The following is a 25,020-nucleotide window of genomic DNA, read 5'->3' on the forward strand; positions in this document are numbered from 1 at the left end:
CATTTCCCTTCAACTTAAAGCACTTTCTTTATCAATTGAATCCCAAACCAAAATCCCTCTCCTACTCAAGCGTAACAATTTATGAGTATAAGAATATTTTCCACCCTTCAATGTAATGTAAAATTAATAAGGAATCTTATTCCATGAAAAAAGTTAATTATAAAAGAGTTAGAAGTGGTTATTTGAAGAAGTTAATATTATGTTTTTTATTGGCTATACTCTCTCTAAATATTACAGGATGTTCTAATAATATAACTACACTAAAGGATAAATCTAATTGCATTCACAAAGCTTGGTACAAAAAAACTACGTTATGTACTAATTTAAAGAAACACTAAATAGTTGATGATAAAGCTCATAAAAAAACACTTTAAGTTGCATTCCTCTTACTTGAACCATCTTAATTTTAATATGGAAGGAAGAGAAGTATAAAGTGTTAATAAGAATGCAAATTTCAAAATAGAAAGTACGTTAAGTAAACTTTCATTAAAAAATTCATATTAAGTAATAATATTTTAGAATCAAGTTTATAAAAAATATTAAGAGGTTTATAAGTGTAAAACCTACAGGAACTTTTCCTGTGGGTTTTATTGTACTATAAGTAGTTATTTAGCAATTATGTTTTTTGAAATATTCTTCTTTAATTATTTGTAATTTTTTTCGTTTTTTGTTAATTCAAATATAAATAAAGCTGTTTTCATGTTATCAGCAACTTCTTCTTTATTAGATTGTTCAAGCTTTAGTAAATTCGAACCTTTTTCATAGTATAGTTCACCCAATAAGTATAAAGTATTTAGATTAATAGCTAATTTGATACCCTTATCAATGTATTTTTTTGCTTCTTCGTATTGATATGTGTAATTTAAACATTTTGCTAAATTATAAATGATTTTTAATTTAATTTCTTTATCTCTAGGAAAATCTAACTTATCAAAATTACTTAAACATCTTTTTAATATATTAATGCTCTCTTTATATTCTTTATTTTCTGCATGAAATATAGCCATTGTCTGCATAATATCTATTTCTCTCTCTGTTAAAAAATCAATATTCGTTACAGTTATTTTTAATGCATTATTCAAAAGAGTTAAAGCTGTTTTTATTGAGTTATTCACACGATATATAGCAATTGCTTCATGCCATATTAGAAATTGTTTATCTTCTTTCATTCGAAAATTATTTAAGTTTTTTTCTTTTGTTACTATTTCATAAAGCTCTTTATATTGATGTTGTCTTATGCAGTCTTTCATTACACATTTTACATTTTCTATATATTTTAATTTTTTGTTTTGGGTTAGTGCAAATATATTATTTGGATCAATACCAAGCCTTTCTGATAATTGATATAACAATATGCTAGATGGATAAATCACACCTTTTTCAATCTTGCTAATTTGACTTTGTGAACATATTCCATGACATAATTCGGATTGTGATATATTTTTTTCATTCTAAGTTCTTTAATGGTAATACCCAAATCGTAAAATTCCATTTTTCCTCCTCAAATATAGCCCTCAATGAGTAACAAAATACTTTTCACCCTTTAATGTAATGTAAAATTAGTATATTTTCAATTATTGTTTCTTCTATCGATTTTTTTACTTCTTTGCTCGGTTGCATTTCGAGGTGAGAGTCTTACTTCAAAGAAAAACAGACTAGGGAGAAAGTTTTCTCCTTAGCCTGTCCCACCGAACAAATTCCCCATCGTCACTATTATCCCCAAAATACAGAATTACGAATACGATAAGAAGACTTAAACATCTCACCTCATCACGCACTTTTAATTGAACACAAAAGAGAATATCCCCTTATTTCCGCTTCTTTTTAACCACAATTAAAAAAGTAATAAACAATACGTTCACACCGACGATTAAAGAAATAAATAGCCAATTCACACCTGTTTCCCCGTTAACTTTATACACATTTGATTCTTCACGCTTTAAAACGAGATAAAATTTTCCGTTTTCTTCTCTTATAATTTCATCTTCTAACAATCCCCTTAGCTCTTGTTTTTCACCAATCGCACTTGCAGGTAAAGCAACTTTTTGTGTTTCTTTCGTATTATTAATCGCTACTACTGTCACTTCATCTTTATACTTTCTCTTTAGTACACTCATTCCATCTTTATCGTATAGAAGCTCAAACGTACCGCGGCGTAAAGATGGCCTCGCTTGTCTAAGCTCACCGAGTTTCGTTATATGTTGCATAAACTTTTCATCTGATTTGAAGTCCATTAATCGTCTATTATCTGGCGTACCTCCTCCATCCAATGCAATTTCAGTTCCGTAATAAAAATTCGGAATACCTGGTGTTGTTAATAAATATGTAAGAGCTAGTTTCAAACGAGATGGTGGATAATTCATATTCTCTTTTGCAATACGAGCAAATCTTTTTGTATCTTGATTATCTAAAAATGTAGCGGCTGCTCCGTCTTTTTTACTTACATCATATAAAGGTTTCACCGATACGTCCGCTTTGGAAAACGCATCTACTATTTTTTCGTTGTATTCACTATCTTCTTTTGTCATAACTCGAAAATCTTTCTTTATCACTTGCATATCTTTTTGCACATCATCCCAAAAAGCAGGCGATTTTTTTTCACTATGTATTACATAACTTGCATCTAAATCAACTTCTTTGATCCACCATTTCATCGAGTCGATTACTTGTTGTTCGTTTTCTCCAAGCGGAAATTGAAATACAACTTTCATTCCTTTTGCATGAGCTTCTTGCACAAGTTCTTTCACATCATTTTCTGTTCCGAAATGTTCATTTACCTTCTGAAAATTGCGCACGTCTAACCCATCGTATTTTACACTTTCAAAAAGCGGCGAAAGCATAACAGTAGTAAATCCCATTTTTTTTATGTAATCCATTCTTTTTATAATACCTCTTATATCTCCGCCCTGATATCCTTCTAAATTGCCAACTTCTAACTGTTTGTCATTTTTCGGTTCCCCATTATTAAAACGATCAATCATAATGGAATATATAACTTCGTCTCGCCACTCTCTTTTTTCGTCTGCAAATGTATGTATTGGTACAAACAAAACGACAGCTAAACAAAAACAAATGAATAGTTTCCTAGTATGTATTTTCCCCACACGCATCCCCCATGTATTTTAATTGTAAGAATATTATACCAATTATCCAAACGAATCGCATACGTTGATTTCATTCTTATCAAATTAATACATGTTAGGTTTTCTAACATTACACATAAAATTTTCTTAATTTTTAGTTGATTTTTCTTTTTATTTCGAATATGATATGAAACATAACAAATTGATGTTATTTTTTCTAACATTATAGGAGGAGAGAGAATGAATACAGGAGATACAGTTTTTATGTTTGTAGCGACAGTAATGGTCATGTTAATGACACCAGGATTAGCACTTTTTTATGGAGGTATGGTTCGCAGTAAAAACGTACTCAGTACAACAATGCATAGTTATAGCGCAATGGCTATCGTTTCGATTCAATGGATTGTAATTGGTTATTCTTTATCATTCGGACCAGATTGGCACGGACTTATCGGCACATTCGATTGGTTCGGTTTAAACGGAGTTAGCTACGCACCAAATCCAGACTACTCATCTACTATTCCTCACAATTTATTTATGATGTTTCAACTCATGTTTGCTATTCTAACCCCCGCTCTAATTTCAGGAGCATTTGCCGAAAGAATGCGATTTTCAGCTTTCCTTATTTTCATCCTTCTATGGACAACAATCGTTTACAATCCTGTCGCTCATTGGGTATGGGGCGTTGGTGGATGGCTAAGAGAACTTGGCGCATTAGACTTCGCTGGCGGTAATGTCGTTCATATTACATCTGGCGTGGCTGGCCTCGTATTAGCTATTTTCCTTGGAAAACGCAAAAACATAAACGGTTCGTCTCCTCATCATTTACCATTTACGATGTTAGGCGCTGGGCTGCTATGGTTCGGCTGGTTCGGTTTTAACGTCGGAAGCGCATTATCTTTAAACGACGTAGCTTTAACTGCATTTATTAATACAAATATAGCCGCCGCTGCCTCTGCATTAACTTGGATGCTTTCAGAATGGTTCTTCCAATCAAAACCGACTGCGATGGGAGCTGCTTGCGGCGTTGTTTCCGGTCTAGTCGCTATTACACCAGCTTGCGGGTTCGTTACACCTTTCTCAGCTCTTCTTATCGGAGCAATTGGCGGCGTATTATGCTTCGGAGCGGTCTTTTTCTTAAAAACAAAATTCGGATACGACGATACACTCGATGCATTTGGATGTCACGGCATCGGCGGAACTTGGGGCGGCATTGCGACAGGGCTATTTGCAACTACCACCATAAACAGTGATGGCGCTAACGGATTATTTTACGGGAACGCCGCGCTGCTGTTGAAACAACTTGTAGCAATCGGCGCAACATATGCATTCACAATTATAATGACGTACGCCATTATTAAAGCAATTAACTTCTTCCTCCCTGTCCGGGTAGATGAGCACGAGGAACATATGGGACTTGATATTTCAATGCATGGAGAGAAAGCTTATGAATATACTGAGCGAGTGAACTAAAAAAGAGATGCAATCTATTGATAGTAGATTGCATCTCTTTTTTGCATTTATCGGCATTGCATACCCCAGCTAGTATTCCTGTAAATATATCAGCGATTCTTCGGATATATCGACGATTTTTCAAATATATCAGCGATTATTTCAATATATCGACGTTTCGACACGATATATCGATTTACCAACAAATTCCGACATAACGAAACTGAAGAATACCCGCGTGTAACTTTACATAAACAAAAAAGACGACCGTTTCATAACAGTCGTCTTTTCCAATTTATTTCGGAGCATTTCCTACATATTGCGTAATATCAACGTTTAATGCTTGCGCTAAACGCATACCGTACTGTTGATCTGCACGGAAGAAGTTACAAATAGCTAATAATTTCGTACGTTCATTTACGTCTTTTAAGTCATTTGTTAAGTTTGCAATTAAGTTGTCTTGCTCTTCTTTAGAGAATGAACGGTAACGTTCACCCGCTTGTTTGAAATCATTTGGTTTGTCAATTTTCTCACGAGATACATAGCCTTCTACTTTCATAGTTGAATCGCGGTAAGCTGGGTCTTCAACTGGATTTTCAGCATGACGGCTCGGTTCATAGTTAATTGTAGATGGGTTTTGATTGATTTGCATCGCACCATCACGTTGTTGATTATGAACAGCTGCGTATGGGCAGTTTACAGGAATTTGTAAGTAGTTTGCACCAAGGCGGTAACGCTGTGTATCTGGATAAGAGAATAAACGACCTTGTAATAATTTATCTTCAGATGGTTCAATACCATTTACAGTTGCACTTGGAGAGAACGCTACTTGTTCTACTTCCGCGAAGAAGTTTTTCGGGTTACGATTTAACGTCATTGTCCCTACTTCCATTAATGGGAAACGATCTTCTGGCCATACTTTCGTTGGGTCCAGTGGATCAAAGTCTAAAGAATCCATTTCATCTAGTTGCATCACTTGTACGTGTAAATCCCATTTCGGGTAATTTCCTTTTTCGATTGCATCGAATAAGTCACGAGTTGCATGGTTGAAGTCTTTTCCTTGTACTTCTTGCACTTCTTTTGCACTTAAGTTACGTACACCTTGCTGTGGCTTCCAATGATATTTAATGTAGACGATTTTACCTTCCGCATTAATCCATTTGAATGAATGTACACCGAAACCTTCCATTTCACGATAGCTTGCTGGTGTACCGTAATCAGAAAATACCCATGTCATCATATGTGTAGATTCTGGACTTAACGTCATGAAATCCCAGTAACGATCTGGTGTTTGAATATTTGTATCAGGTGCTGGTTTTAAAGAATGCACCATATCAGGGAATTTAATTGCATCACGAATGAAGAAGACTGGTAAATGGTTACCTACAATATCGTAATTTCCTTCTTCTGTATAAAATTTAACAGCGAAACCGCGTGGATCACGTGCTGTTTCAGGAGAACCTTGACCATGAATAACCGTTGAAAAACGAACAAATACAGGCGTTTCAGTTCCTTCATTTTGTAAAAATGCTGCTTTCGTATATTGCTTCATGCTATTTTTCGTAACGAATACACCATGAGCACCTGCACCACGTGCGTGCACAACACGCTCTGGAATACGTTCACGATCAAAGTGAGCCAATTTTTCTACTAAATGATAGTCTTCTAATAATACCGGTCCACGGCGACCAGCTGTACGAGAATTTTGGTTATCTCCGACCGGAGCACCTTGGTTTGTTGTTAAGCGATTATTTGGATTCATCTAGGGGGATCCTCCTCTTTATTTCATAGTAATTATTATTTATTTAAAATTATTATAAATTAATTATTATTCAAAATTAGTTCTTTGTCAACTATTTCTTTCATTTTTCTGGAAACAATTGTAGCTAAACAATCAATAAATGTAGATTGTGAATTCGGCATATTTGGTCTAAAATACGCAGCATTTAATTCATCCGTCACAACTTTACACTCGTAATCGTTGTCATATAAAACTTCTAAATGCTCTGCCACAAAACCAACTGGGCAATATATGAAAGATTTATATCTATGCTCTTCAAATAAATCTCTCGTTAAATCTTGCACATCCGGTCCAATCCATGGATCAGGTGTATTTCCGGCACTTTGCCAACCTATTGTATAATTTTGAATGTTTGCAGCTGCTGCGATTAAATCCGCCGTATGCTGCAATTGCTTCACATAAGGATCACCCGCTGCAATAATTTTCTCTGGTAAACTATGCGCAGAAAAAATTACAACTGCTTTCTCTTTATCTTCAATCTTTGTAAATGTTTCTTTTATTTGATCTGCCCAATACGAAATAAATTTCGGTTCATCATACCATTGTTCAATTGGTTCAATAACAGGACCACCTATTTCCTCCGAGAGACGAATTGCACGCTCGTTATATGCCTTAATGCTAAAGGTAGAATAATGCGGCGCTAATACGATACTAATTGCTTGCTCAATTCCATCGCGCTTCATCTCTTCTACTGCATCTTCTATAAACGGAGCAGTATGTTTTAAGCCTAAGTAACAATTAAATTCATACTCTGTAAACATATTATTCATTGAGTCTGTTAATTTATGCGCTTGCTCTTTCGTAATTTTTGCAAGCGGTGAAATTCCACCAATCGCTTTATAGCGTCCAATTAAATCTTGGAGTGCTTCTTCTGATGGCTTACGCCCATGACGAATATGTGTATAATATGCCTCTACTTCATCTAATGAATCCGGCGTTCCATACGCCATTACGAGTAAACCTATTTTTTTCTTTTTCATCTATATAACACCTCAATTTTATAAATGAGAATCTTTTTCAAAAACATTTGTTTCCAATTATAACAACTAATAATAAGTACGTAAAGATAATTATTCTAAATAAGTATTTTTTCTAATATAATTTTGAATTTTATATGACAATTTATTTAATAAAAAGCGACTTACTTATAAAGTAAGTCGCTTTTCTCCTATTCTTTAATATTTACTCCATATTCTTTAAACCAAACGTGAATTTGTGCTAAATGAGCTAAAAGTTGTGGCCCAGTCATTAATTGACCATACCATGGCGTTTGGAATGCACTGCCGCCTGACTCAATTAATCCGCTCAGCTGTTCTTTATCAAATAGTTCGTGTAAAATCGATCCTTTATCTGTTAATAAATCTTGTAGCCATACTGTTACTGCTTTCGTATAGTGCGGATTATGTGTTTTCGGATACGGGCTCTTCTTTCTATATAAGATGTCATTTGGAAGTAATCCTTCTAACGCTTTACGTAATAGACCTTTTTCGCGATTTTTATACATTTTCATTTCCCAAGGAATATTCCAAGCATATTCGACAAGTCGGTGATCCGCAAATGGAACGCGTACTTCTAAGCTTGCACCCATACTCATACGGTCTTTTCTGTCTAATAATGTTGTCATAAACCATACCATATTTAAATAAAATAATTGTCGTCTCTTTGCTTCAATTGGGCTTTCTCCCTCTAAAATAGGAACTTCTTGAATGGACTCTTCATAGCGCTGTTGTACATATTGTTGTAAGTTTAATTTATTTCTCCATTCTTTCTTTAGCAGTTGTTCACGCGCTTCTGTAGAGCGCATCCACGGAAATGCACTCGATTGTAAATCATCCTCTCTATAAAACCACGGATAACCACCAAATATTTCATCTGCACATTCCCCAGATAGACCGACGACAAAATCTTGTTTAATCTCACGACAAAACCATAATAATGACGAATCAATATCTGCCATACCAGGTAAATCGCGAACGAGTACTGCTTCTGTTAAATACTGCGCTAATTGTTCATTTGAAATGACGCAGCGATGATGGATTGTTTGAAACGTTTCCGTCATCAAATGAATAAATGGTGCATCTGAATTTGGCTGAAACGCATTTGCTTTAAAGTATTTGTCATTATCTTCGTAATCAATCGAATATGTGTGTAATTGCCCTTTTCCTGATCTTTCGTATTCTTTCGCAGCAATTGCTGTTATAGCGCTTGAATCTACACCGCCTGATAAAAAAGTACATAATGGTACATCAGAAACGAGCTGCCTTGTAATCGCATCTTGTAATAAAAAGCGTGTTTTTTCTACTGTTTCTTCAAAGGAATCTTCATGCTTTTTACTTTCTACATTCCAATATCTCCATATGCATAAACCGTTCTTTGAAAATGTCATCGCATGACCTGGACGTAATTCTTTTATACCAGCATAAATGCCGTGGCCAGGCGTTCTAGATGGTCCAAGGCCAAATATTTCAGATAATCCTTCTAACGTCACTTCCGCCTTCACATCTGGATGCGCCAATATCGCTTTTAACTCTGAGCCAAATAGTAATCGCCCACTGTCATATTTATAAAATAGTGGTTTTACCCCTAATCGATCGCGCGCAATAAACACTTGTTCTTTCTGTTCATCCCATACAGCAAACGCATATATACCGTTTAAATGATCGACACATTCTTCTTTCCATTCGATATAAGAAGCTAACAATACTTCCGTATCAGAGTGACCTTTGAACGTATATCCTCTTCTTAATAGTTCCTTTCGAATGTCTTCCGTGTTATACAGTTCGCCGTTATAGCAAATTGCATAATTTGCTTCATCTTTTAAACAAGTCATCGGCTGTTTACCACCTTCAGGATCAACAACGATTAACCGTTTATGCCCAAATGCGACATTGCCTTTAATCCAAACTTTATTATCATCTGGGCCACGCTTCGCTAACGTCTCAGCCATCTTCGTAACGACATCCCGTTCTCCTTCTAATGAGCGTTTATAATCCACCCATCCTGTAATCCCGCACATATAAATCATCCTTCCATCTTATTTCTTTTCTTGAACGTGCAGTAATCCCCACCCTAAGAGGTGCGGATTACAAAATGAAAAACTTGACGATAACCTACTATCCATATACGGAATAGCATTTTCACTCAGTAAAACGTGTTTTATTGTATGCCCACCTATGTGTAGATGTGTCTAGTTATAAAGAATGCACGAACTGTCTATAACAGGAATAACTACTTTTCAAAAGGAGAAATCGTGTATGATACAACGTAACCATATTTTATATAACCAGCCTCGCGCTCATACGGTCGGTAATGTAGAATATATAAACAATGAATGGGTATTCTTTGATGATGAAAATGAGGAAGCATTTTTATTAGAAGATATTGCCGAAGATGGATTTGAAATTTTATATAACAACAACTGGCTACCGGCTCGTTTCTATGAACAAGATATATTACAAATTGCCAACGAACAGCACCATTTGCAAAATGGGGAAATGATACGCATTCGTAAAAAATTACTCCTTAGCTATACAGAATGGCTTGAGGAATTACCTGACTCTGTCTTCGCCTTATTAACAGAGGCATTGCAATCACTTCATTACTCTTTATATGATTGCATGTATTGTCATAATTATTTATCCTTTTTATCGAAAGAGGAAGCATGCGAAGGAGTAAATATTCTTTTATTTGATAACGAAGAGATGATTTGTACACTGCAGCACCATTTCGTTCGTCACGCTACGTCAAATAAAAATATGTTTCGTTTTACGAAAGTAAACGGAGAAGAGTTGCATATCGATGCAACATAAAATAAAAAACCACCTTATCTCCCAAACATTTGAGATTATAAGGTGGTTTTATTTTCTTTATTAGAATACTTGCCAACCAATCGGTAATTTCAGTCCTAGATAAAATACCGCTACAAGCGCGATAATAAATAATCCCCAGAATGCCCCCGTTGCCTTGTTCTTGCTCATTTTCACAAGAACCATTTCCATTCCAGCGATAACTAAAATACCAGCTAGCATTTTTAAACCATACCACATGTGCATGTTACTTGTTGCAGTCTTCATAATACCCATGTACAACATGAAACCTGTCACAATAATGATAATGTACATAAGACGAAGCCCCATATGTACACCTTTCCCTTTTCTTCCTGCTGAATAAAGTGAATACGCAACGAAGAATAAAATTAAACCTAACGCCCATGCTGTAATATGCATATGTACCATCGTATCCCTTACCTCCTCTTTTCACACTTTTTCACTCTATATGATAACATGTTCATTTATTTTCAGGAAATGTTTCGCTTTTTTACATTTAAATGCTATAATATTTAGAGTATTTACAAACTTCTTGTAATAACAAAAGGGGGAACAATCATGATTCAAACTAAGGATATTATCGAACTTACAGACACATACGGTGCAAATAACTATCACCCACTTCCAATCGTTATTTCTAAAGCAGAAGGCGTTTGGGTAGAAGATCCTGAAGGAAACCGCTATATGGACTTATTAAGTGCATATTCTGCAGTAAACCAAGGTCATCGTCACCCAAAAATTATTAACGCTTTAATTGACCAAGCTAATCGTGTTACGTTAACTTCTCGTGCTTTCCATAGCGATCAATTAGGTCCTTGGTACGAAAAAGTTGCGAAACTAACTAATAAAGAAATGGTACTTCCAATGAATACAGGTGCAGAAGCTGTTGAAACTGCAATTAAAACAGCTCGCCGCTGGGCTTATGATGTGAAGAAAGTAGAAGCAAACCGTGCTGAAATTATCGTTTGTGAAGATAACTTCCACGGACGTACGATGGGTGCTGTTTCTATGTCTTCAAACGAAGAGTACAAGCGCGGATTCGGTCCAATGCTTCCTGGCATCGTTGTAATTCCTTACGGTGATTTAGAAGCGTTAAAAGCTGCTATTACACCAAACACAGCTGCATTCATTTTAGAGCCAATCCAAGGTGAAGCAGGGATTAACATCCCCCCAGCTGGTTTCTTAAAAGAAGCTCTTGAAGTATGTAAAAAAGAAAACGTTTTATTCGTAGCAGATGAAATCCAAACTGGCTTAGGCCGTACTGGTAAAGTATTTGCTTGTGACTGGGACGGTGTAACTCCTGACATGTACATACTTGGTAAAGCGCTTGGCGGCGGCGTATTCCCAATCTCTTGCGTTGCAGCAAACCGCGACATTTTAGGGGTATTTGAGCCAGGTTCTCACGGTTCTACATTCGGTGGTAATCCACTTGCATGTGCTGTTTCTATCGCAGCTCTTGAAGTGTTAGAAGAAGAAAAATTAACAGAGCGTTCTCTTCAATTAGGTGAAAAATTAGTTGGACAATTAAAAGAAATCGATAACCCAATGATTACTGAAGTTCGCGGTAAAGGTTTATTTATCGGTATCGAATTAAACGAGCCAGCTCGCCCTTACTGTGAACAACTAAAAGCAGCTGGACTGTTATGTAAAGAAACACACGAAAACGTAATTCGTATCGCACCACCTCTAGTAATCTCTGAAGAAGATTTAGAGTGGGCATTCCAAAAAATTAAAGCTGTATTATCGTAATAATAGAGAGGTTGTCCTACATGTTGGGACAACCTCTTTCATTTTATATTGATTTATACTAAAATAAAATTGTAATTTTCTGTATTTTAAATTCATAAAGGAGGTGCGATATGTTATTAAGATACGGCAAACATATTAACTATTTAGCTACAACTTTTCTTTTAGTTACATTCTTTGGCTTCCTACTTTCCGTAACATCGCTTAGTCACTACTCAACTCCCACTACATTCACACTACTGAAAGCATCATTTTGGACTACTGTTATTCTTACTATCATTGGTTTTGGACGCGAAAAATGCGCACTTACGGTTATACTATTTGGCATTTGTACACTTGCAGTCATTGGTCTTTACACTTTTTCCGTTATCGATTACCTCTATCACCCAAGACCATAGAAAAGAGCTATCTTATTAATAAGATAGCTCTTTTCTTCACTTCACTACATTTCGCAAAGTACCAATTCCTTCTACTGTAACAACTACTTCATCACCGGCATGCAAAAACTTCGGTGGTGTGAAACCTTTTCCAACACCAGCCGGGGTTCCTGTTGCGATAATATCTCCTGGTTCTAATGTCATTCCTTTACTTATCGTTGAAATGATTTCTTCTATTGAAAAAATCATTTTATTTGTATTTGAAGTTTGTCTTACTTCTCCATTTACTACCGTTTCAATGTGTAACGCATTTGGCGCACTAACCATCGATTTATGAATTAAATACGGTCCCATCGGACAAAATGTATCGAAACTTTTTCCAAGGAAAAATTGCTTATGCTTCCTTTGAATATCGCGAGCAGTTATATCATTTATAATGGTATAACCAAAAACATGCTCAAGCGCTTTTTCTTTTTTTATTTGTTTCCCTCGCTTACCAATGACGATAGCTAGTTCCCCTTCATAGTCTAATTCATTTGTTGCGTGGGGATGACTATTAATTTTTTCATCCATTCCAATCACTGTCGTTGGTGCTTTCGTAAAGATCATTATATTTTCTGGAATTGACTCTACGCCGCCCATTTCCATCGCATGCTCACGATAATTTTTTCCAACGCACAAAATATTCTTCCTTGGCCTTGGAATTGGTGCTAATATTTTCACCTCAGTTAACGGGTAATACACCGTTCCTTCATTTTCCTTCGCCCAATTGACAATTTCACACATTTTTTCAACACATTCGGTTCCTCTTTCAATACATTCTAACATTGTAATAGGGATTGTAACCTTTTCTCCCTTTTGCCTTTGCGCTTCTCTTAAGTGCAATACCTTTTCTTCTTCTTCATCCACAATACCTACAAATACCTTTTCTTCTTTTTTCGCCGTTACCAAACGCAACATTTCCACTCTCCATCCTAAAACTCATACCTTTTAATTGTATTCGCATCCGTAAGAAAAAAACCTTCTCATACACGCTAATTTTTACAATATTCTTCTCATACCCTATTCGTTACTCCTTTATTATTTGGCATAAAATGTAGAAATTTTACTTTTTTTAACGAACATATTTCTTTTTTATGGAATTTCCGTATAATATGTACTACATATATACTAAAAATTTCATTTAGAGATGGAGCCGATTTCAATGTTTGAGCAAGCGATTGAAAAAAAACGTGAAAAAATGATTTATTTTGCTGAACGCTATGGAATGACTTCTCAAAAAACAGTGGACTGCAGCCAAGAACTGGACAAACTCTTAAATGTAATTTGGCATGTACATACGGATGTTCACCCTAACCAAACACTCGACACGCACACACAATAACGTGTGTGTTTCTTTTATTTCAAAAAAACACACATTTTATTGAAAACGCCCATACAATAATAGAAAAGAAAATTTTAAAAACGAAAGGTGTTTTGTATGCCAGCTATGGTCGGACATATTCGTATCGTCAATATTGGATCAAGTGGTATTTTTCATATTGGAGATGTATTTGCGATTAGGCCTATTAGTTATTCACGCGCTTTCGCTGGGGCCGGCTCTTTTAACGTTGGAGATAACGTTTCTGTCTACAATTATCAAAGCGCAACGACTGTTAATGATTCAGATGTCGTTGATCAAGCGATAATTGGTTCAACTTAAAGGGGGCGATTGTATTGAATTTTTATGTAAACCAAAGCATCATCATTAACAGTATTAAAATTGATAGCATTACAACCTCTTCTGTATTCCAAATTGGTACTGCCGGAAGTATTAAAGCCCTATCTAAATTCTCAAATACTGGCGGATTTACAGAACCCCTTCGCCCATTACAGGCAAAAGGACAAATTATTTCTATCAAACCATCAACTAGTTCTTCTTAAGACATCCTTGTCATAAATATATAGTAGGAATATATTTACCCTCCCTATTGAAAAGGAGGTTTCACAAATGAATCAAGATATATATACTTACTTACACCAACTTCAACAAGCTCTTCAAGCACAACAAGCGACCATTCTTAACTTAGAAGATCAAGTTCGTCAATTACAAGAAGAGCTTAATGAATTAAAAAGTCGCCCCTCCTCTTCTATAGGAAAAGTGGAATATAAATTCGATCAATTAAAAGTAGAAAATTTAAATGGCACTTTAAATATTGGATTAAATCCATTTTCAACAAAAGGACAACAAATTGAGGATTTTCAAGTTGACACGGAAACTTTGAAGGTCAATCCTGAAACAGATACAAACCCAGACTTTTACCAAGGTATCCTTCAGGAAATGCATCGTTACTTAGATGAAGAAGCATATAATCGAATTCTCCATTTTGAACAAGAAGAGAGAACGCCGCTCGATGAAATGTATCGACAAATGATGGTTGACGACATAAAGAAACAGATGGAGCATAGACTTCCTTATTATTTATCACAAGCACAATCACATGAAGGGATTTCAACAGATCCAGATTATTTACGAGATATCATTATCCAAGCTATGAAACATGATATCGACAAAGCCTTCCTCTCTTTTATTCAACACATACCGGGCAATTTCCGAAAGGAGTAAGTATGTATGAACCTTAACGTTGTAAACCGCGAGTTCAAAGTCGGACAGATTAAAATGAACGGTGTATCGTCGTCCGCACTCTTTTTAATTGGGGATGCAAATTTCCTCATTCTATCTTCTATTCTTGATACGCCGTTTGAAACTGTTACAGAGGGTCCATTTGTGCCATTAGTAACAGATGTCCCTCCTACTCCAGGTTAAGGAGACTGAGAAATTATGTTACATCACGTGTCTATTGTCCAAAATGTTTCTATTGTTTCGTTAGGGATTGCTGCCGTATTTCAAGTTGGAGATGCCAATCAAATGGAATTAAAAAGTAGAGCTCTTGCCGTTCACCGGGAATTCCCTTGTTATATAAAAGACGAAGGTCGCTTAGATGCATTTGAAATCTTTACAGATGAACACATCACAATCCCAAAACGAACGACAAATGTAAATTTAAACATTGTAAATGAATGTCCTTTTATTGAAGTAAATAATGTTGAATTGCGCACACTTTTAAACTCTGGTGGATTTCAAATTGGAAATGTTGATTATGTTTTTAATAACTCTCGTATTATGCAAATTCGCCAATATATTACAGATGAACCTTCCGCACAATAATTCATATAGTAATTACAAAGTTTAGTAAAGTAGGTGGATGGTATGCCTTCTGTTGTTGGAAATCTCGTCGTGCAAAACAGTAATGGTTCTTTCAATTTAGGGGATTTTTATAACGTTTCTCCGAAAGAAAATACGAAAGCTTATAATGGATCTGGAGCTTCCAATGTTGGATTTGTCGTGAATACTTTTAACGGTGTTAGTGCAACAAATACGTTTGATTCTGATGTGGCGGATCAAGACCAGATTGGAACAGCTTAATCAAACAGTTACCCTGTAATTACTCTTTATAGGTAGATAGTAAAAGAGTCCATCTAACGTGATGGACTCTTTTCTATTTCTTCTAGAAGAGCATAGCACTCTTTTTATTTAAATGATAATCCTTGTTCCTCCAAAGCCTTTCTAAGCTTCGGCATCGACGCAGGTCCCATACCATGTAGTTTTAAAATTTCTTTCTCGCTATACTTTGAGAGTTCTTCTACAGTATGAATTCCATGATGCTCTAGCGCCCTTCTTGCTGGCGCTGAAAGAAGGGAAAGAAACCCTTCTTTTGGCGTTCTCTCTTTCTCACAGGTTGGGCAAGTTGGACAATCGCTACTTTTATAGTACTCATGTCCTTTTTCACACGTTCTTAACGTTTTTTCCGTTACCATTTGCAAGCCCCTCTATTCCTCAACTTTTATAACATGATTACCATCAAAGAAGTATAAACATTTCTCTTTCACAGGGTGTTGTAAGCTTTTCTCAAGTGCCTTTGCATATAACGAAAGCTGGACTTTATATCGCTCTTCTAAAATTGGTTTCGCTTGATCAAATCCACCTGGGAACTTCCCTTCAATCGTATCCGTTTTAAAGTCGATTAAAGTAATACCATCTTCCTCTTCAATCATGCAGTCAATAACCCCTTGGACAAGAATGGATTCCCCGCTCTGCCCTTGCCAATCTTGATACGCTTCTTCTGCTGCAAGCATCATCGTAAATGGTACTTCACGCTCAACACTTTTCGCCGCTAATACCCTTTTACCTAGGTCACTATCAAAGAATGAAATTACTTTTTCAATCGCAATTTCTTCCGCCTGCTCGAATGTTAATAATTCTTTATTTACCATTCCAGCAATTTGCTCCCGAATCACTTCTTCTGTAATCGGCTTCTTCAAATCAACATGCTGCATAACGGCATGTACTGCTGTTCCGCGCTCTGCATATGTTAATCCCTTTTTCTCCATAAAACGAGGACCTGTCCTAATTGGTGCACGTATTTTTTTAATAAAGGCATTATCGCTACCTTCTTCAGATTGATAATTTCTCTTTATTTCTGTAACAGATTGCTTCGCACGATGAGATGTCGCTTCCTCATATCCGTACTTCCACATTAATCTATCGTACACCTCTTCTTTCCGTTCACTTTGCAGGGGAACGGCCTTTTTCTCACGAAGTGCTTCTAACAATTCTTGTTTCTCTTCTTGAACCGGTTCTGGCGCGAGTAACGTGTTACCGTCAACAACTTCTACTTTCCAGCTAGTGTCATACCCATAAATTTCATCTGGAACACTTCCTTGTCCTAATTCAAGAAGTATTTCACTATCACGGTGCCTATATAATGAAGGTGCAATCCAGTCTAAGTAGCAAGACGCTCCGGCACGTATATGATCTGGTAATAACCATTCACTATGCTCTCTCGCATCCAGCCATTTTTCCATTTCCTTAGTTGCATCCTTAACCGTTCCAATTAAAATTAACTTCTCTTTTGCACGTGTTAACGCTACGTATAAGACGCGCATTTCTTCCGCGATTAATTCCATTTTCATTTTACGCTTAATTGCAAGTTGTGATAATGTCGTATATTTAATTCGTTTACGAGGATCGATAAATTGCGAACCAAAACCGAAGTCTTTATGCAGTAAGAAACGCTTCATTAAGTCTTGTGTATTAAAGCGACGACCAAGTCCAGCGACAAATACGACTGGAAACTCAAGTCCTTTACTTTTATGAATTGTCATAATGCTAACGACATCTTCTTGTTCACCTAAAGTTCTCGCCGTACCCATATCATCACCGCGTTCTAAAATACGCTCAATAAAGCGTAAGAAGCGGAATAGTCCTCTAAACGATGTTGCTTCATATTGTCTTGCGCGGTCATATAGTACACGCAAGTTTGCTTGCCTTTGCTTTCCAGCTGGTAAACCACCGACAAAGTCATAATAACCTGTCTCACCGTACACTTTCCAAATTAAATCAGAAAGAGACTGTTGGCGCGCAAATTCACGCCATCCTTGTAATAAGTTATAGAACCACTCTAATTTATCATGTAGTTCTTTTTCTTCTTCAAGCGGTGCCCCTTTTAAGAATGAGCTCATTACTTCATAAAACGATCCTTTCTTCCCATGAGCACGAAGCGTTGCAAGTTCTTCATCATTTAATCCAACGATTGGGGAACGAAGTACTGCTGCAAGCGGAATATCTTGCATCGGATTATCAATAACGCGGAATACGTTCATCATAATATTTACTTCTGTCGCTTCAAAGTAACCAGTCGCAAGATCAGCGTATACTGGAATTCCTTGCAATTTTAACTCTTCCATAATTTGCGGTGCCCACGGCATGGAGCGAAGTAAAATAACGAAGTCGCGGTATTGTACAGGGCGCATACTATCCGTTTTACGATCATACACTTCATAACCTGAATCAACCATCGCTTTAATGCGCTGCGCCATAAGACGTGCTTCAAGCTGTGCTTTTTCTACTTCCGCACCTTCTTCACCGTCTATTACTTCTTCTTCTGTTTGCTGAATGCACAATAGTTCAGCTGCTACATCTTCACCTTCTGGATAACTAGCACCTAGCTTTAATTCAGCGTCAGCATCGTAATCGATTTCCCCAACTTCTTCGCCCATAATTTGTTTGAAAATAAAGTTTGTACCTGCTAACACTTCATGACGACTACGGAAGTTTTTCGCTAAGTCAATCTTCATTCCGCCACCTAATCCTTCTTGCGTGAAACGTTTATACTTCCCTAAGAATAATCCTGGTTCTGCTAGTCGGAAACGATAAATCGACTGCTTCACGTCACCAACCATGAATAAGTTTCCTTCACTCTCAGAATCTTTCGTTACGAATTTAATAATTGATTCTTGTACGAAGTTCGTATCTTGATATTCATCGACTAATACTTCAGCAAATTTATTACGATATTGAAGCGCTACAGCTGATGGCTTCATTTCACCGTCTTCACTTTGTTCGCTTAAAATTTGTAAACAGAAATGCTCTAAATCTGTGAAATCGACCATTCCTTTATCTCGCTTCATCGCTTGGAAACGCTCTGTAAATACTTTTACAAGCTGTACGAGTTTTTCTAATACAGGATGCATATCTTGAAAATCTCGTAAGAAACTTTCAGGTTTGCGACTAAATAGCTCTTCTTGTAATTTCTTTACTTCATCTTTCGCTTTATTACGAAGAGAGTCTACTTGTTTCACAACATCCTCGTTATAATCGCTTTTCTTAATACGCTTTAACGTTTGCCACGATACGTTTTGCATCGCTTCATATACGCTTGTCCATGACTCACGAGCAGCTGATGATAACGTTCCAAGTAAAACTAAATCTGCTTGCAGGGTTTCAACACGGGGCGCTGGACCGTCAGGAAGCATTGCGAGTTCCGTTGCTTTACGAATATGCTGTTCCGCTGTTTCAAGCTGGAATTTCACATCTTCTAATAAGTAAGAGGCGTACACTAAATCTTCAATTGTCTTTCCTTCGACGTCATATGCTTCTACTAATTTATCGAGCCATTTTTCCGGATTTGGATGTGCTCTTGATTCTGTATGAAGCGCTAAAATCATACGTTGTAAATCATCGTCACTGCGGTCACTCGTATAACGATCAACGAGTTCAAAGAATATCGTATTATCTTCTATCCCATACTCTTCTTCTAATATGTCATCTAACACTTCTTCTTTTAACAATTCATTTTCTGTTTGATTCGCAATGCGGAAACGAGGATCAACATCAAGCATGTAATAGTATCCTCTAATAACTTGTAAACAAAATGAATGGATCGTTGAAATGGAAGCTTTATTTAATAAGCTCAGCTGCTTTCGGATGTGCTGAGAGCCAGGCTCATCAATTAATACTTTTTCTAATGCTTCCCCAATTCTGTTTTTCATCTCTTGCGCCGCTGCATTCGTAAATGTTACAACGAGCAGGCGGTCGACATCGACTGGATTCGCTTCATTAATAATCTTTTTAATAATACGTTCAACTAATACTGCTGTCTTACCTGATCCTGCTGCAGCCGCAACTAAAATATCACGCCCGTTCGCTACAACGGCTTTCCACTGGTCATCTGTCCACTGACTACCTTCTGGTTTTTTAGGCCAATTTTCTATCATTCTCCGCCAACCTCCTCTCTAATTTTCTCCATCGCTTCGCTATCTTTCATATCTTTTAGCGTACGGAATTGGTTATCTTCAAGTGATTCATCAAACTGACAAACAGATTTGAAGTTACAGAACGTACATGCCGCTTTATTCCCCTTTTTGTAAGGAGCAATATCAATAACGCCTTCTGTAATGTCTTTCCCGATATTTTCAAACGTATGGTGTACGTATTTTTGCAGGACGTTAAACTCTTGTTCACTGGCAATACTTGAACGCGCACTAAAACTACCGTCTTTTTTCAGACCAGCAGAAATAATATCAGAGCTTCCTGTTGAAAGTTTGTTATCCATTAAACGAACAACGTCAGCATCTCCTAGTACGAGACCTTTCATTTTGAATTTCTTTAAAATTTCTTTTTCAATTTCTGCTTCAGATGCGTCACCTTTTACCTCCACAATTGGGTTATGAATGTGGAAATACAATACACCAGCTGGTGATGCCGTGCCGCCTTTTTTCATCCACGTATGCGCATTTGAAGTAACAACATCTAAATACGTTAACATTTGAAGTGCTAATCCGTAATACACTTCCGTTAAGTCTAACGCTTTTGAGCTTGATTTATAGTCAATAATACGTAGGAATGTTCCCTTTTCATCTTCTGCCTTATCAACACGGTCAATACGGCCAACTACTTCCATCTTCACACCATTAGGTAAGGAGAATTCCATTGGCGGAAGTGATCCTGTACCGCCCATACCAAATGGCACTTCTAGATCAACTGGTACGAAACCGCTAGACTTCGCATGTTCACGAAGAATGATTGACGTACGGAAAATGATTTGTTGTAGTTTTTGTTTTAAATAGAAGTGACGGTTTGAACTTAATAAAATTTGTCTTTGTAATAACGGTGCAATCTCTTCTATTACTACAGCAGAAAGATGCTCACACTCTTTTATTGATAAATCCGCCCAAGTACGGTTTTCACGTAATAGCCTATCTGCAATTCTCTTCAGCGCTGCATGGAAGAGCTCTCCGATATCTGGCGCATCAAGTTTGAAAATATCACGCTCTCTTAACGATAAACCGTGCTGCGCAAAATGAGCGTACGCACAACGGTTAAATAATTCCATACGAGAAACGCTTCCTTTTATTTTATCTCCGTATAAATCTCTACTTACAGCTGTACTTAGCTTTTGCGCACGATTTCGGTAGAATAAGCTTGATAATACGCGGCTACTTTTTTGCTTCCATTCATCTGAAGTAACGTAGAAATTATATACATCCCACCAAAAGTCTAAGTTGCCTTCAAATCCATATCGCTTCCACGTTTGAAGTTGCTGCATAACATATGACAACGTTACTTCTGGTGTTGCTACATATGAAATTTGTTCCGAACGTGATAAATCATTTACGTCGTTCGTAATAAATGTATCTTTCACATCAGGGAACATTCTTTTTATTTTCTTAATAAAGCTAGAAGCAAGTAACGTCTTTCCTTCCTCATCTGCAAGCGGGCATGAAATGTATAATTTCTCAGTTGCTCTCGTTACCATTTGGTACATAACAAACTGTTCTTCTAATAAAGTTTGTCTCGTCGTTGGTGCGAGTTCAATACCTGCAGCGCTAAGAACATCTCTTTCTTCATCAGAAAGCATACCTTCATCCATCGGTGCTGCTGGAATCACACCTTCATTCACTCCAATGACGAATGTTGCTTTCACATTTGATAATCTAGAACGATCAATATTCGCAATTAACACTTGGTCTAATGACGGCGGAATGTTTGCGAATTGAAGCGCCTCAAGACCTGTCGACATAACGTCTGTGAACATAGAAAGTGACATTTTTTCTTCGCCAAGCATCTCAACGAACGTATCAAGAAGACTCATTACTTCTTCCCATACTTGTTCATGATCTGTCGCAAATAAGAAATCTCCGCTCTCTTCTGCACGAATACGTAATGCTTCTAATTTTTTCGGAACGTCAAGCTCTTCTAAAAATAAGTAAACAGCTTCGCACATTTGCATAACCGTTCCCGCACGCTTCAGTCTTTTTTGCATACGAATAACAGGCGTTCTTACAACGTCACGCAATCGATTTATTTTCTCTTCCATTTCACGTTCACTGTCTGTAATCATCCCGTCCGTATCGTCAAGAGAACGATAGCGGCGATACATCCACGGATCTTCAGAAGTCCATCTTTTCCCTTGTACACCGTACGCTAAACAGTAGTTTTCAAACTCATCCATCTCTTCGCGCATCGTTTCTTTTCTTACGTCTAATGGATATAAAAGCTCTGTTTTCACGCAGCGAAATACTGCATCATAACGCCAATTCCCGCTAATAATCTCGAGTGCAGAACGAATGCATTCTACTAACGGATGATGTGACATCGGGCGTTTTTCATCGATAAAGTGCGGGATATTATAATCTGTAAATAGAGTCCGCATTACATCGTAATAACTTTCTCCGTTACGAAGAAGAACTGCAATATCTCGGTAACGATAGTCTTCATCTGCCACAAGTCTACGAATTTCACGAGCAACGCCTTCTACTTCAGCTCGTAAATTCGCGGCTGTATGAATCGTTACACTTGCTTCCCCGTTAAATTTCTCATTCGGACGCGCTTCATAATGAGCTTCTAAATGCGCTAATGCTGGAGAATGAAAACGCGGTTGTTCCATAAGCGGAATCGTTTTTTCAATTTCTATTTTCTCTTCATGCGCTACTTGTTTTATTTTTTCATACGTTAACGTCGTTTCATAAAATAAATCTAGTTCATTTACTGGCTGCGCTAACGTTTTTTCATCTATCGTTAATGTAATTGTCACTCTCGCACCGCAAATCATAAGCTGTCTTACAATTTCTAGTTCTTGCGGTGAAAACGAATGGAAGCCATCTATATAAATTTCAGCTCCCTTTACATATTCAGACTGCGGAAGCTTTTCCACTAGCAATTGCAGATAGTCTTCTGAATCTAAGTACTTTCCGATTAAAGCACGTTCAAAATCATCATATAATAACTGTAAATCATACACTTTATTCGCTAATAGCTTTTGTTCAGCACTGCTACTGTGTGCATCTAATTGTTGCCACATTTCATATACGTTTGATGGCGTCACGTTATATCGTTTAAACTCCGCAATCATACTGCCAAGATGTTCAAAGAAACCATTTTGCTCCGCTGCTTTTTGGAATACCGATAATCCATCTTTACGAGACTCTACAATTTTACGAAGTAACATATGTACGCCCGCTTCATCAATGTGAAGACGACTCGCTCCGCCAACTTCTTGCAATACTTTCCACGCTAATCGTGAAAAACTAAAAACTTGTGCCCGAATAGAACCTCTAACATCCTCACTACCAATTAACGCCTGCTGCGTTTGGAATGTCATCTGTTCTGGCACAAGATATAATATTGTTTCCCCTCTTGGACGCTGCTTTAACTCTTCTTGCACTTCGTGTAAACAAAGTGTACTTTTTCCACTTCCCGCTCTACCAATCACAAATCGAAGTGACATGTAACCCCACCTTTCACTTACATAACGAACGTTAGTTTGCTACTATAATTGTATTATAGGACACGAAAAAAGACAAACGGAGTAGTTTGTCTTTTTCTATACTTCTACCTATTATATCAACCTTTTGAAAAATTCGTTTGCACCTCTTGAATTGGCCAATATCGTAAATCAACTTTACCGACAACTGTATCAGCTTTTACAAAACCAAAATGTCTACTATCCCAGCTCCCGAGGCGGTTATCACCTACTACAAAAATATATCCAGGTGGCACCGTTTTTTCCTTCGTTAACTCTTCTAGCGTAAAGTCACCTGTTAGTTGTCGTCCATTTATCTCTTTCTTATATTTCTCTAGATAAGGTTCATCCACGAATTGTCCGTTTATATATAGTTTATCATGCTTATATTCAATATGATCCCCAGGTAAACCGATAATTCGTTTTACGTAGTCCTCTTTTTTGTTCGCATGAAATACAACAACATCAAACCTATTCAAGTCCCCCACTTGATAACTCACCTTATTTACAACGAGCATATTGCCATCTTGCAATGTCGGCATCATTGATTTCCCCTCTACAACGTACGTTGAAAAGAAAAACGTTCGAAAAAATACAGCTAATAATATACCAATTAAAATTGTTCGTATCCACTCTATGCCTTCTTTTTTCAAAGTTTTCTTCATCCGCTTCTCCCCTTATCCTTTAATAATGAAGCTTTCCTTTACAAAGAAGACTATTCTTAATGTAGTTCTAACTTTACTTCGATTTTCTTACCGACATACCATAAAATAAAAATACCAATTGCTACAATGACTGATTTCACTGGATTATGAATAAATGACATTAAATCATGACCGATATACGTTAAAATAAAAATCATCACAAGCTTTCCGAACGCAAGCGCAAGGCCAAACTGTTTTACACTAATGCGTGATAGACCAGCGACAACATTTATAAGCGCAGACGGTGTAAACGGAAAACAAAAGATGACGAAAATCGGCGCGAACCCTTTCCTTTCAATCCATCCCATTGCCTTTCGTACTTTCTCATGCTTATTCACAAAAGAAAAGAAACGACTTCGGCCAAAATGGCGGATTATGAAAAAAACAAGTAAGGCACCCATTACTGATCCAAGCCAAGAATAAAGAAAACCGAGCCAAAATCCAAATGCAACAGCATTCGCCAGTACAAATACGATAAGTGGCAATGCTGGAATTAGCGCCTCTATCATCGGTAACCCAATACCAAGAAGTGGTCCGAACGCTTTATAGCTTTCAACAATATGATCCATATTTTCTGGTGAAAAATACTCTTTGATTGTCTGAAAATCCATTCTACACTTTACCCCTTTACTCTAAGTACTACCTCTACTGTATCATTGCCTATATGAAAGAGGAAATGGTAGATACGACATATGGAGATGTAATTATTAAGTTTCCATATCTTTCATGAGAATTCCTTCATTATTATGCTATGATAATCTATCAATATTCGACAGGACGTGAAGTTATTTTAAATAACATGCGCCGATTATAGCTTAATGGTTACATTTTATGAGAAAGAAGAAAATGCAAAAAGTAATAATTAGTCTTTTTCATATAGGTAGCGACGGATGATTATTTTACCTTC

General features: G+C 36.8%; 22 protein-coding genes and 1 pseudogene. 11 read left to right on the forward strand and 12 right to left on the reverse strand.

Annotation, left to right across the window (positions count from 1 at the left end; translation table 11 throughout):
• Positions 1 to 609 precede the first annotated feature (609 nt).
• Both PDQ33_RS02140 and PDQ33_RS02145 read right to left on the reverse strand, forming a co-directional pair.
• Positions 610 to 1,492: pseudogene (locus tag PDQ33_RS02140) on the reverse strand (helix-turn-helix domain-containing protein).
• A gap of 316 nt (positions 1,493 to 1,808) precedes the next feature.
• On the reverse strand, positions 1,809 to 3,110 hold the full coding sequence (locus tag PDQ33_RS02145) for an alpha-amylase family glycosyl hydrolase (RefSeq protein ID WP_270754579.1): 1,302 nt from the start codon (positions 3,108 to 3,110) through the stop codon (positions 1,809 to 1,811).
• Between the two features lie 213 nt (positions 3,111 to 3,323).
• On the opposite strand from PDQ33_RS02145, the gene PDQ33_RS02150 reads away from it, so the two are divergent.
• Positions 3,324 to 4,556, forward strand: a complete 1,233-nt coding sequence (locus PDQ33_RS02150; RefSeq protein ID WP_061131536.1) for an ammonium transporter — start codon at positions 3,324 to 3,326, stop codon at positions 4,554 to 4,556.
• Positions 4,557 to 4,830: 274 nt separating this feature from the next.
• Here PDQ33_RS02150 and katB read toward each other — a convergent pair whose 3' ends face one another.
• The 3 genes from katB to asnB form a co-directional block, all read right to left on the reverse strand.
• Positions 4,831 to 6,297 carry a catalase KatB gene (katB, locus tag PDQ33_RS02155; protein WP_061131535.1) on the reverse strand — a complete coding sequence of 489 codons (1,467 nt, stop codon included), beginning with the start codon at positions 6,295 to 6,297 and terminating at the stop codon, positions 4,831 to 4,833.
• Positions 6,298 to 6,356: 59 nt separating this feature from the next.
• The gene (hemH, locus tag PDQ33_RS02160; RefSeq protein WP_061131534.1) at positions 6,357 to 7,316 is read right to left on the reverse strand and encodes a ferrochelatase; all 960 of its coding nucleotides are present in this window, start codon (positions 7,314 to 7,316) and stop codon (positions 6,357 to 6,359) included.
• A 188-nt stretch (positions 7,317 to 7,504) separates the two neighbouring features.
• Positions 7,505 to 9,352, reverse strand: a complete 1,848-nt coding sequence (gene asnB, locus PDQ33_RS02165; protein ID WP_061131533.1) for an asparagine synthase (glutamine-hydrolyzing) — start codon at positions 9,350 to 9,352, stop codon at positions 7,505 to 7,507.
• 238 nt (positions 9,353 to 9,590) lie between these two features.
• Between asnB and PDQ33_RS02170 the strand changes: the two genes are divergently transcribed.
• A complete protein-coding gene (locus PDQ33_RS02170) occupies positions 9,591 to 10,145 on the forward strand; it encodes a DUF2777 domain-containing protein (RefSeq protein WP_061131532.1) in 555 nt (184 codons plus the stop codon).
• Between the two features lie 60 nt (positions 10,146 to 10,205).
• Here the strand turns inward: PDQ33_RS02170 and PDQ33_RS02175 are convergent, their stop codons facing one another.
• Entirely contained in the window at positions 10,206 to 10,571 is a 366-nt protein-coding gene (locus PDQ33_RS02175; RefSeq protein WP_000233491.1) for a YisL family protein, read from the reverse strand.
• A 150-nt stretch (positions 10,572 to 10,721) separates the two neighbouring features.
• Here PDQ33_RS02175 and rocD point away from each other — a divergent pair, with 150 nt between their 5' ends.
• Together rocD and PDQ33_RS02185 are read left to right on the forward strand one after the other, a co-directional pair.
• Positions 10,722 to 11,912 (forward strand): ornithine aminotransferase, encoded by a 1,191-nt coding sequence (gene rocD / locus PDQ33_RS02180; protein ID WP_000616655.1) that lies wholly within the window; start codon positions 10,722 to 10,724, stop codon positions 11,910 to 11,912.
• A gap of 110 nt (positions 11,913 to 12,022) precedes the next feature.
• Positions 12,023 to 12,307 (forward strand): hypothetical protein, encoded by a 285-nt coding sequence (locus PDQ33_RS02185; protein ID WP_270394137.1) that lies wholly within the window; start codon positions 12,023 to 12,025, stop codon positions 12,305 to 12,307.
• A gap of 36 nt (positions 12,308 to 12,343) precedes the next feature.
• Here the strand turns inward: PDQ33_RS02185 and PDQ33_RS02190 are convergent, their stop codons facing one another.
• Complete coding sequence (locus PDQ33_RS02190) at positions 12,344 to 13,246, reverse strand: fumarylacetoacetate hydrolase family protein (RefSeq protein ID WP_270754582.1); 903 nt, start codon at positions 13,244 to 13,246, stop codon at positions 12,344 to 12,346.
• Positions 13,247 to 13,490: 244 nt separating this feature from the next.
• On the opposite strand from PDQ33_RS02190, the gene PDQ33_RS02195 reads away from it, so the two are divergent.
• From PDQ33_RS02195 to gerPF, 7 genes are all read left to right on the forward strand, one after another.
• On the forward strand, positions 13,491 to 13,670 hold the full coding sequence (locus tag PDQ33_RS02195; RefSeq protein ID WP_071729538.1) for an aspartyl-phosphate phosphatase Spo0E family protein: 180 nt from the start codon (positions 13,491 to 13,493) through the stop codon (positions 13,668 to 13,670).
• Positions 13,671 to 13,766: 96 nt separating this feature from the next.
• A complete protein-coding gene (gene gerPA, locus PDQ33_RS02200) occupies positions 13,767 to 13,988 on the forward strand; it encodes a spore germination protein GerPA (protein ID WP_001111188.1) in 222 nt (73 codons plus the stop codon).
• Positions 13,989 to 14,002: 14 nt separating this feature from the next.
• Complete coding sequence (gene gerPB / locus PDQ33_RS02205; protein WP_001012508.1) at positions 14,003 to 14,209, forward strand: spore germination protein GerPB; 207 nt, start codon at positions 14,003 to 14,005, stop codon at positions 14,207 to 14,209.
• A gap of 67 nt (positions 14,210 to 14,276) precedes the next feature.
• Positions 14,277 to 14,891: a spore germination protein GerPC gene (gene gerPC, locus PDQ33_RS02210; RefSeq protein WP_001070747.1), complete on the forward strand. Its 615-nt coding sequence runs from the start codon at positions 14,277 to 14,279 to the stop codon at positions 14,889 to 14,891.
• 6 nt (positions 14,892 to 14,897) lie between these two features.
• Positions 14,898 to 15,092, forward strand: a complete 195-nt coding sequence (gene gerPD, locus PDQ33_RS02215; RefSeq protein ID WP_001052802.1) for a spore germination protein GerPD — start codon at positions 14,898 to 14,900, stop codon at positions 15,090 to 15,092.
• Between the two features lie 15 nt (positions 15,093 to 15,107).
• A complete protein-coding gene (locus PDQ33_RS02220) occupies positions 15,108 to 15,494 on the forward strand; it encodes a spore germination protein GerPE (protein WP_270754586.1) in 387 nt (128 codons plus the stop codon).
• A 42-nt stretch (positions 15,495 to 15,536) separates the two neighbouring features.
• Positions 15,537 to 15,752 (forward strand): spore germination protein GerPF, encoded by a 216-nt coding sequence (gene gerPF / locus PDQ33_RS02225; RefSeq protein ID WP_001141566.1) that lies wholly within the window; start codon positions 15,537 to 15,539, stop codon positions 15,750 to 15,752.
• Positions 15,753 to 15,856: 104 nt separating this feature from the next.
• Here the strand turns inward: gerPF and PDQ33_RS02230 are convergent, their stop codons facing one another.
• From PDQ33_RS02230 to PDQ33_RS02250, 5 genes are all read right to left on the reverse strand, one after another.
• Entirely contained in the window at positions 15,857 to 16,144 is a 288-nt protein-coding gene (locus tag PDQ33_RS02230; protein WP_061131529.1) for an RNA polymerase alpha subunit C-terminal domain-containing protein, read from the reverse strand.
• A 12-nt stretch (positions 16,145 to 16,156) separates the two neighbouring features.
• Entirely contained in the window at positions 16,157 to 19,882 is a 3,726-nt protein-coding gene (addA, locus tag PDQ33_RS02235) for a helicase-exonuclease AddAB subunit AddA (protein WP_270754587.1), read from the reverse strand.
• Positions 19,879 to 23,394 (reverse strand): helicase-exonuclease AddAB subunit AddB, encoded by a 3,516-nt coding sequence (gene addB / locus PDQ33_RS02240; RefSeq protein ID WP_270754588.1) that lies wholly within the window; start codon positions 23,392 to 23,394, stop codon positions 19,879 to 19,881. The genes addA and addB overlap by 4 nt, the downstream gene beginning before the upstream one ends.
• Before the next feature lie 116 nt (positions 23,395 to 23,510).
• Entirely contained in the window at positions 23,511 to 24,074 is a 564-nt protein-coding gene (gene lepB, locus PDQ33_RS02245; RefSeq protein WP_061131527.1) for a signal peptidase I, read from the reverse strand.
• A 56-nt stretch (positions 24,075 to 24,130) separates the two neighbouring features.
• Positions 24,131 to 24,724 carry a TVP38/TMEM64 family protein gene (locus PDQ33_RS02250; RefSeq protein ID WP_000347516.1) on the reverse strand — a complete coding sequence of 198 codons (594 nt, stop codon included), beginning with the start codon at positions 24,722 to 24,724 and terminating at the stop codon, positions 24,131 to 24,133.
• Positions 24,725 to 25,020 lie beyond the last annotated feature (296 nt).

The sequence above is a fragment of the Bacillus cereus group sp. Bc031 genome (assembly GCF_027716265.1).
Lineage (GTDB): Bacteria > Bacillota > Bacilli > Bacillales > Bacillaceae_G > Bacillus_A > Bacillus_A paranthracis.

What these genes read in the sequence shown, in the direction of transcription:
- gerPF (WP_001141566.1), top strand. Translation starts at nt 15,537, where the DNA reads ATGCCTTCTGTTGTTGGAAATCTCGTCGTGCAAAACAGTAATGGTTCT.
- PDQ33_RS02220 (WP_270754586.1), top strand. Translation starts at nt 15,108, where the DNA reads ATGTTACATCACGTGTCTATTGTCCAAAATGTTTCTATTGTTTCGTTA.
- lepB (WP_061131527.1), bottom strand. Translation starts at nt 24,074, where the DNA reads ATGAAGAAAACTTTGAAAAAAGAAGGCATAGAGTGGATACGAACAATT.
- PDQ33_RS02150 (WP_061131536.1), top strand. Translation starts at nt 3,324, where the DNA reads ATGAATACAGGAGATACAGTTTTTATGTTTGTAGCGACAGTAATGGTC.
- gerPD (WP_001052802.1), top strand. Translation starts at nt 14,898, where the DNA reads ATGAACCTTAACGTTGTAAACCGCGAGTTCAAAGTCGGACAGATTAAA.
- gerPA (WP_001111188.1), top strand. Translation starts at nt 13,767, where the DNA reads ATGCCAGCTATGGTCGGACATATTCGTATCGTCAATATTGGATCAAGT.
- PDQ33_RS02230 (WP_061131529.1), bottom strand. Translation starts at nt 16,144, where the DNA reads ATGGTAACGGAAAAAACGTTAAGAACGTGTGAAAAAGGACATGAGTAC.
- katB (WP_061131535.1), bottom strand. Translation starts at nt 6,297, where the DNA reads ATGAATCCAAATAATCGCTTAACAACAAACCAAGGTGCTCCGGTCGGA.
- PDQ33_RS02195 (WP_071729538.1), top strand. Translation starts at nt 13,491, where the DNA reads ATGTTTGAGCAAGCGATTGAAAAAAAACGTGAAAAAATGATTTATTTT.
- gerPC (WP_001070747.1), top strand. Translation starts at nt 14,277, where the DNA reads ATGAATCAAGATATATATACTTACTTACACCAACTTCAACAAGCTCTT.
- rocD (WP_000616655.1), top strand. Translation starts at nt 10,722, where the DNA reads ATGATTCAAACTAAGGATATTATCGAACTTACAGACACATACGGTGCA.
- asnB (WP_061131533.1), bottom strand. Translation starts at nt 9,352, where the DNA reads ATGTGCGGGATTACAGGATGGGTGGATTATAAACGCTCATTAGAAGGA.
- PDQ33_RS02145 (WP_270754579.1), bottom strand. Translation starts at nt 3,110, where the DNA reads ATGCGTGTGGGGAAAATACATACTAGGAAACTATTCATTTGTTTTTGT.
- PDQ33_RS02190 (WP_270754582.1), bottom strand. Translation starts at nt 13,246, where the DNA reads ATGTTGCGTTTGGTAACGGCGAAAAAAGAAGAAAAGGTATTTGTAGGT.
- addB (WP_270754588.1), bottom strand. Translation starts at nt 23,394, where the DNA reads ATGTCACTTCGATTTGTGATTGGTAGAGCGGGAAGTGGAAAAAGTACA.
- hemH (WP_061131534.1), bottom strand. Translation starts at nt 7,316, where the DNA reads ATGAAAAAGAAAAAAATAGGTTTACTCGTAATGGCGTATGGAACGCCG.
- PDQ33_RS02185 (WP_270394137.1), top strand. Translation starts at nt 12,023, where the DNA reads ATGTTATTAAGATACGGCAAACATATTAACTATTTAGCTACAACTTTT.
- PDQ33_RS02250 (WP_000347516.1), bottom strand. Translation starts at nt 24,724, where the DNA reads ATGGATTTTCAGACAATCAAAGAGTATTTTTCACCAGAAAATATGGAT.
- addA (WP_270754587.1), bottom strand. Translation starts at nt 19,882, where the DNA reads ATGATAGAAAATTGGCCTAAAAAACCAGAAGGTAGTCAGTGGACAGAT.
- PDQ33_RS02170 (WP_061131532.1), top strand. Translation starts at nt 9,591, where the DNA reads ATGATACAACGTAACCATATTTTATATAACCAGCCTCGCGCTCATACG.
- PDQ33_RS02175 (WP_000233491.1), bottom strand. Translation starts at nt 10,571, where the DNA reads ATGGTACATATGCATATTACAGCATGGGCGTTAGGTTTAATTTTATTC.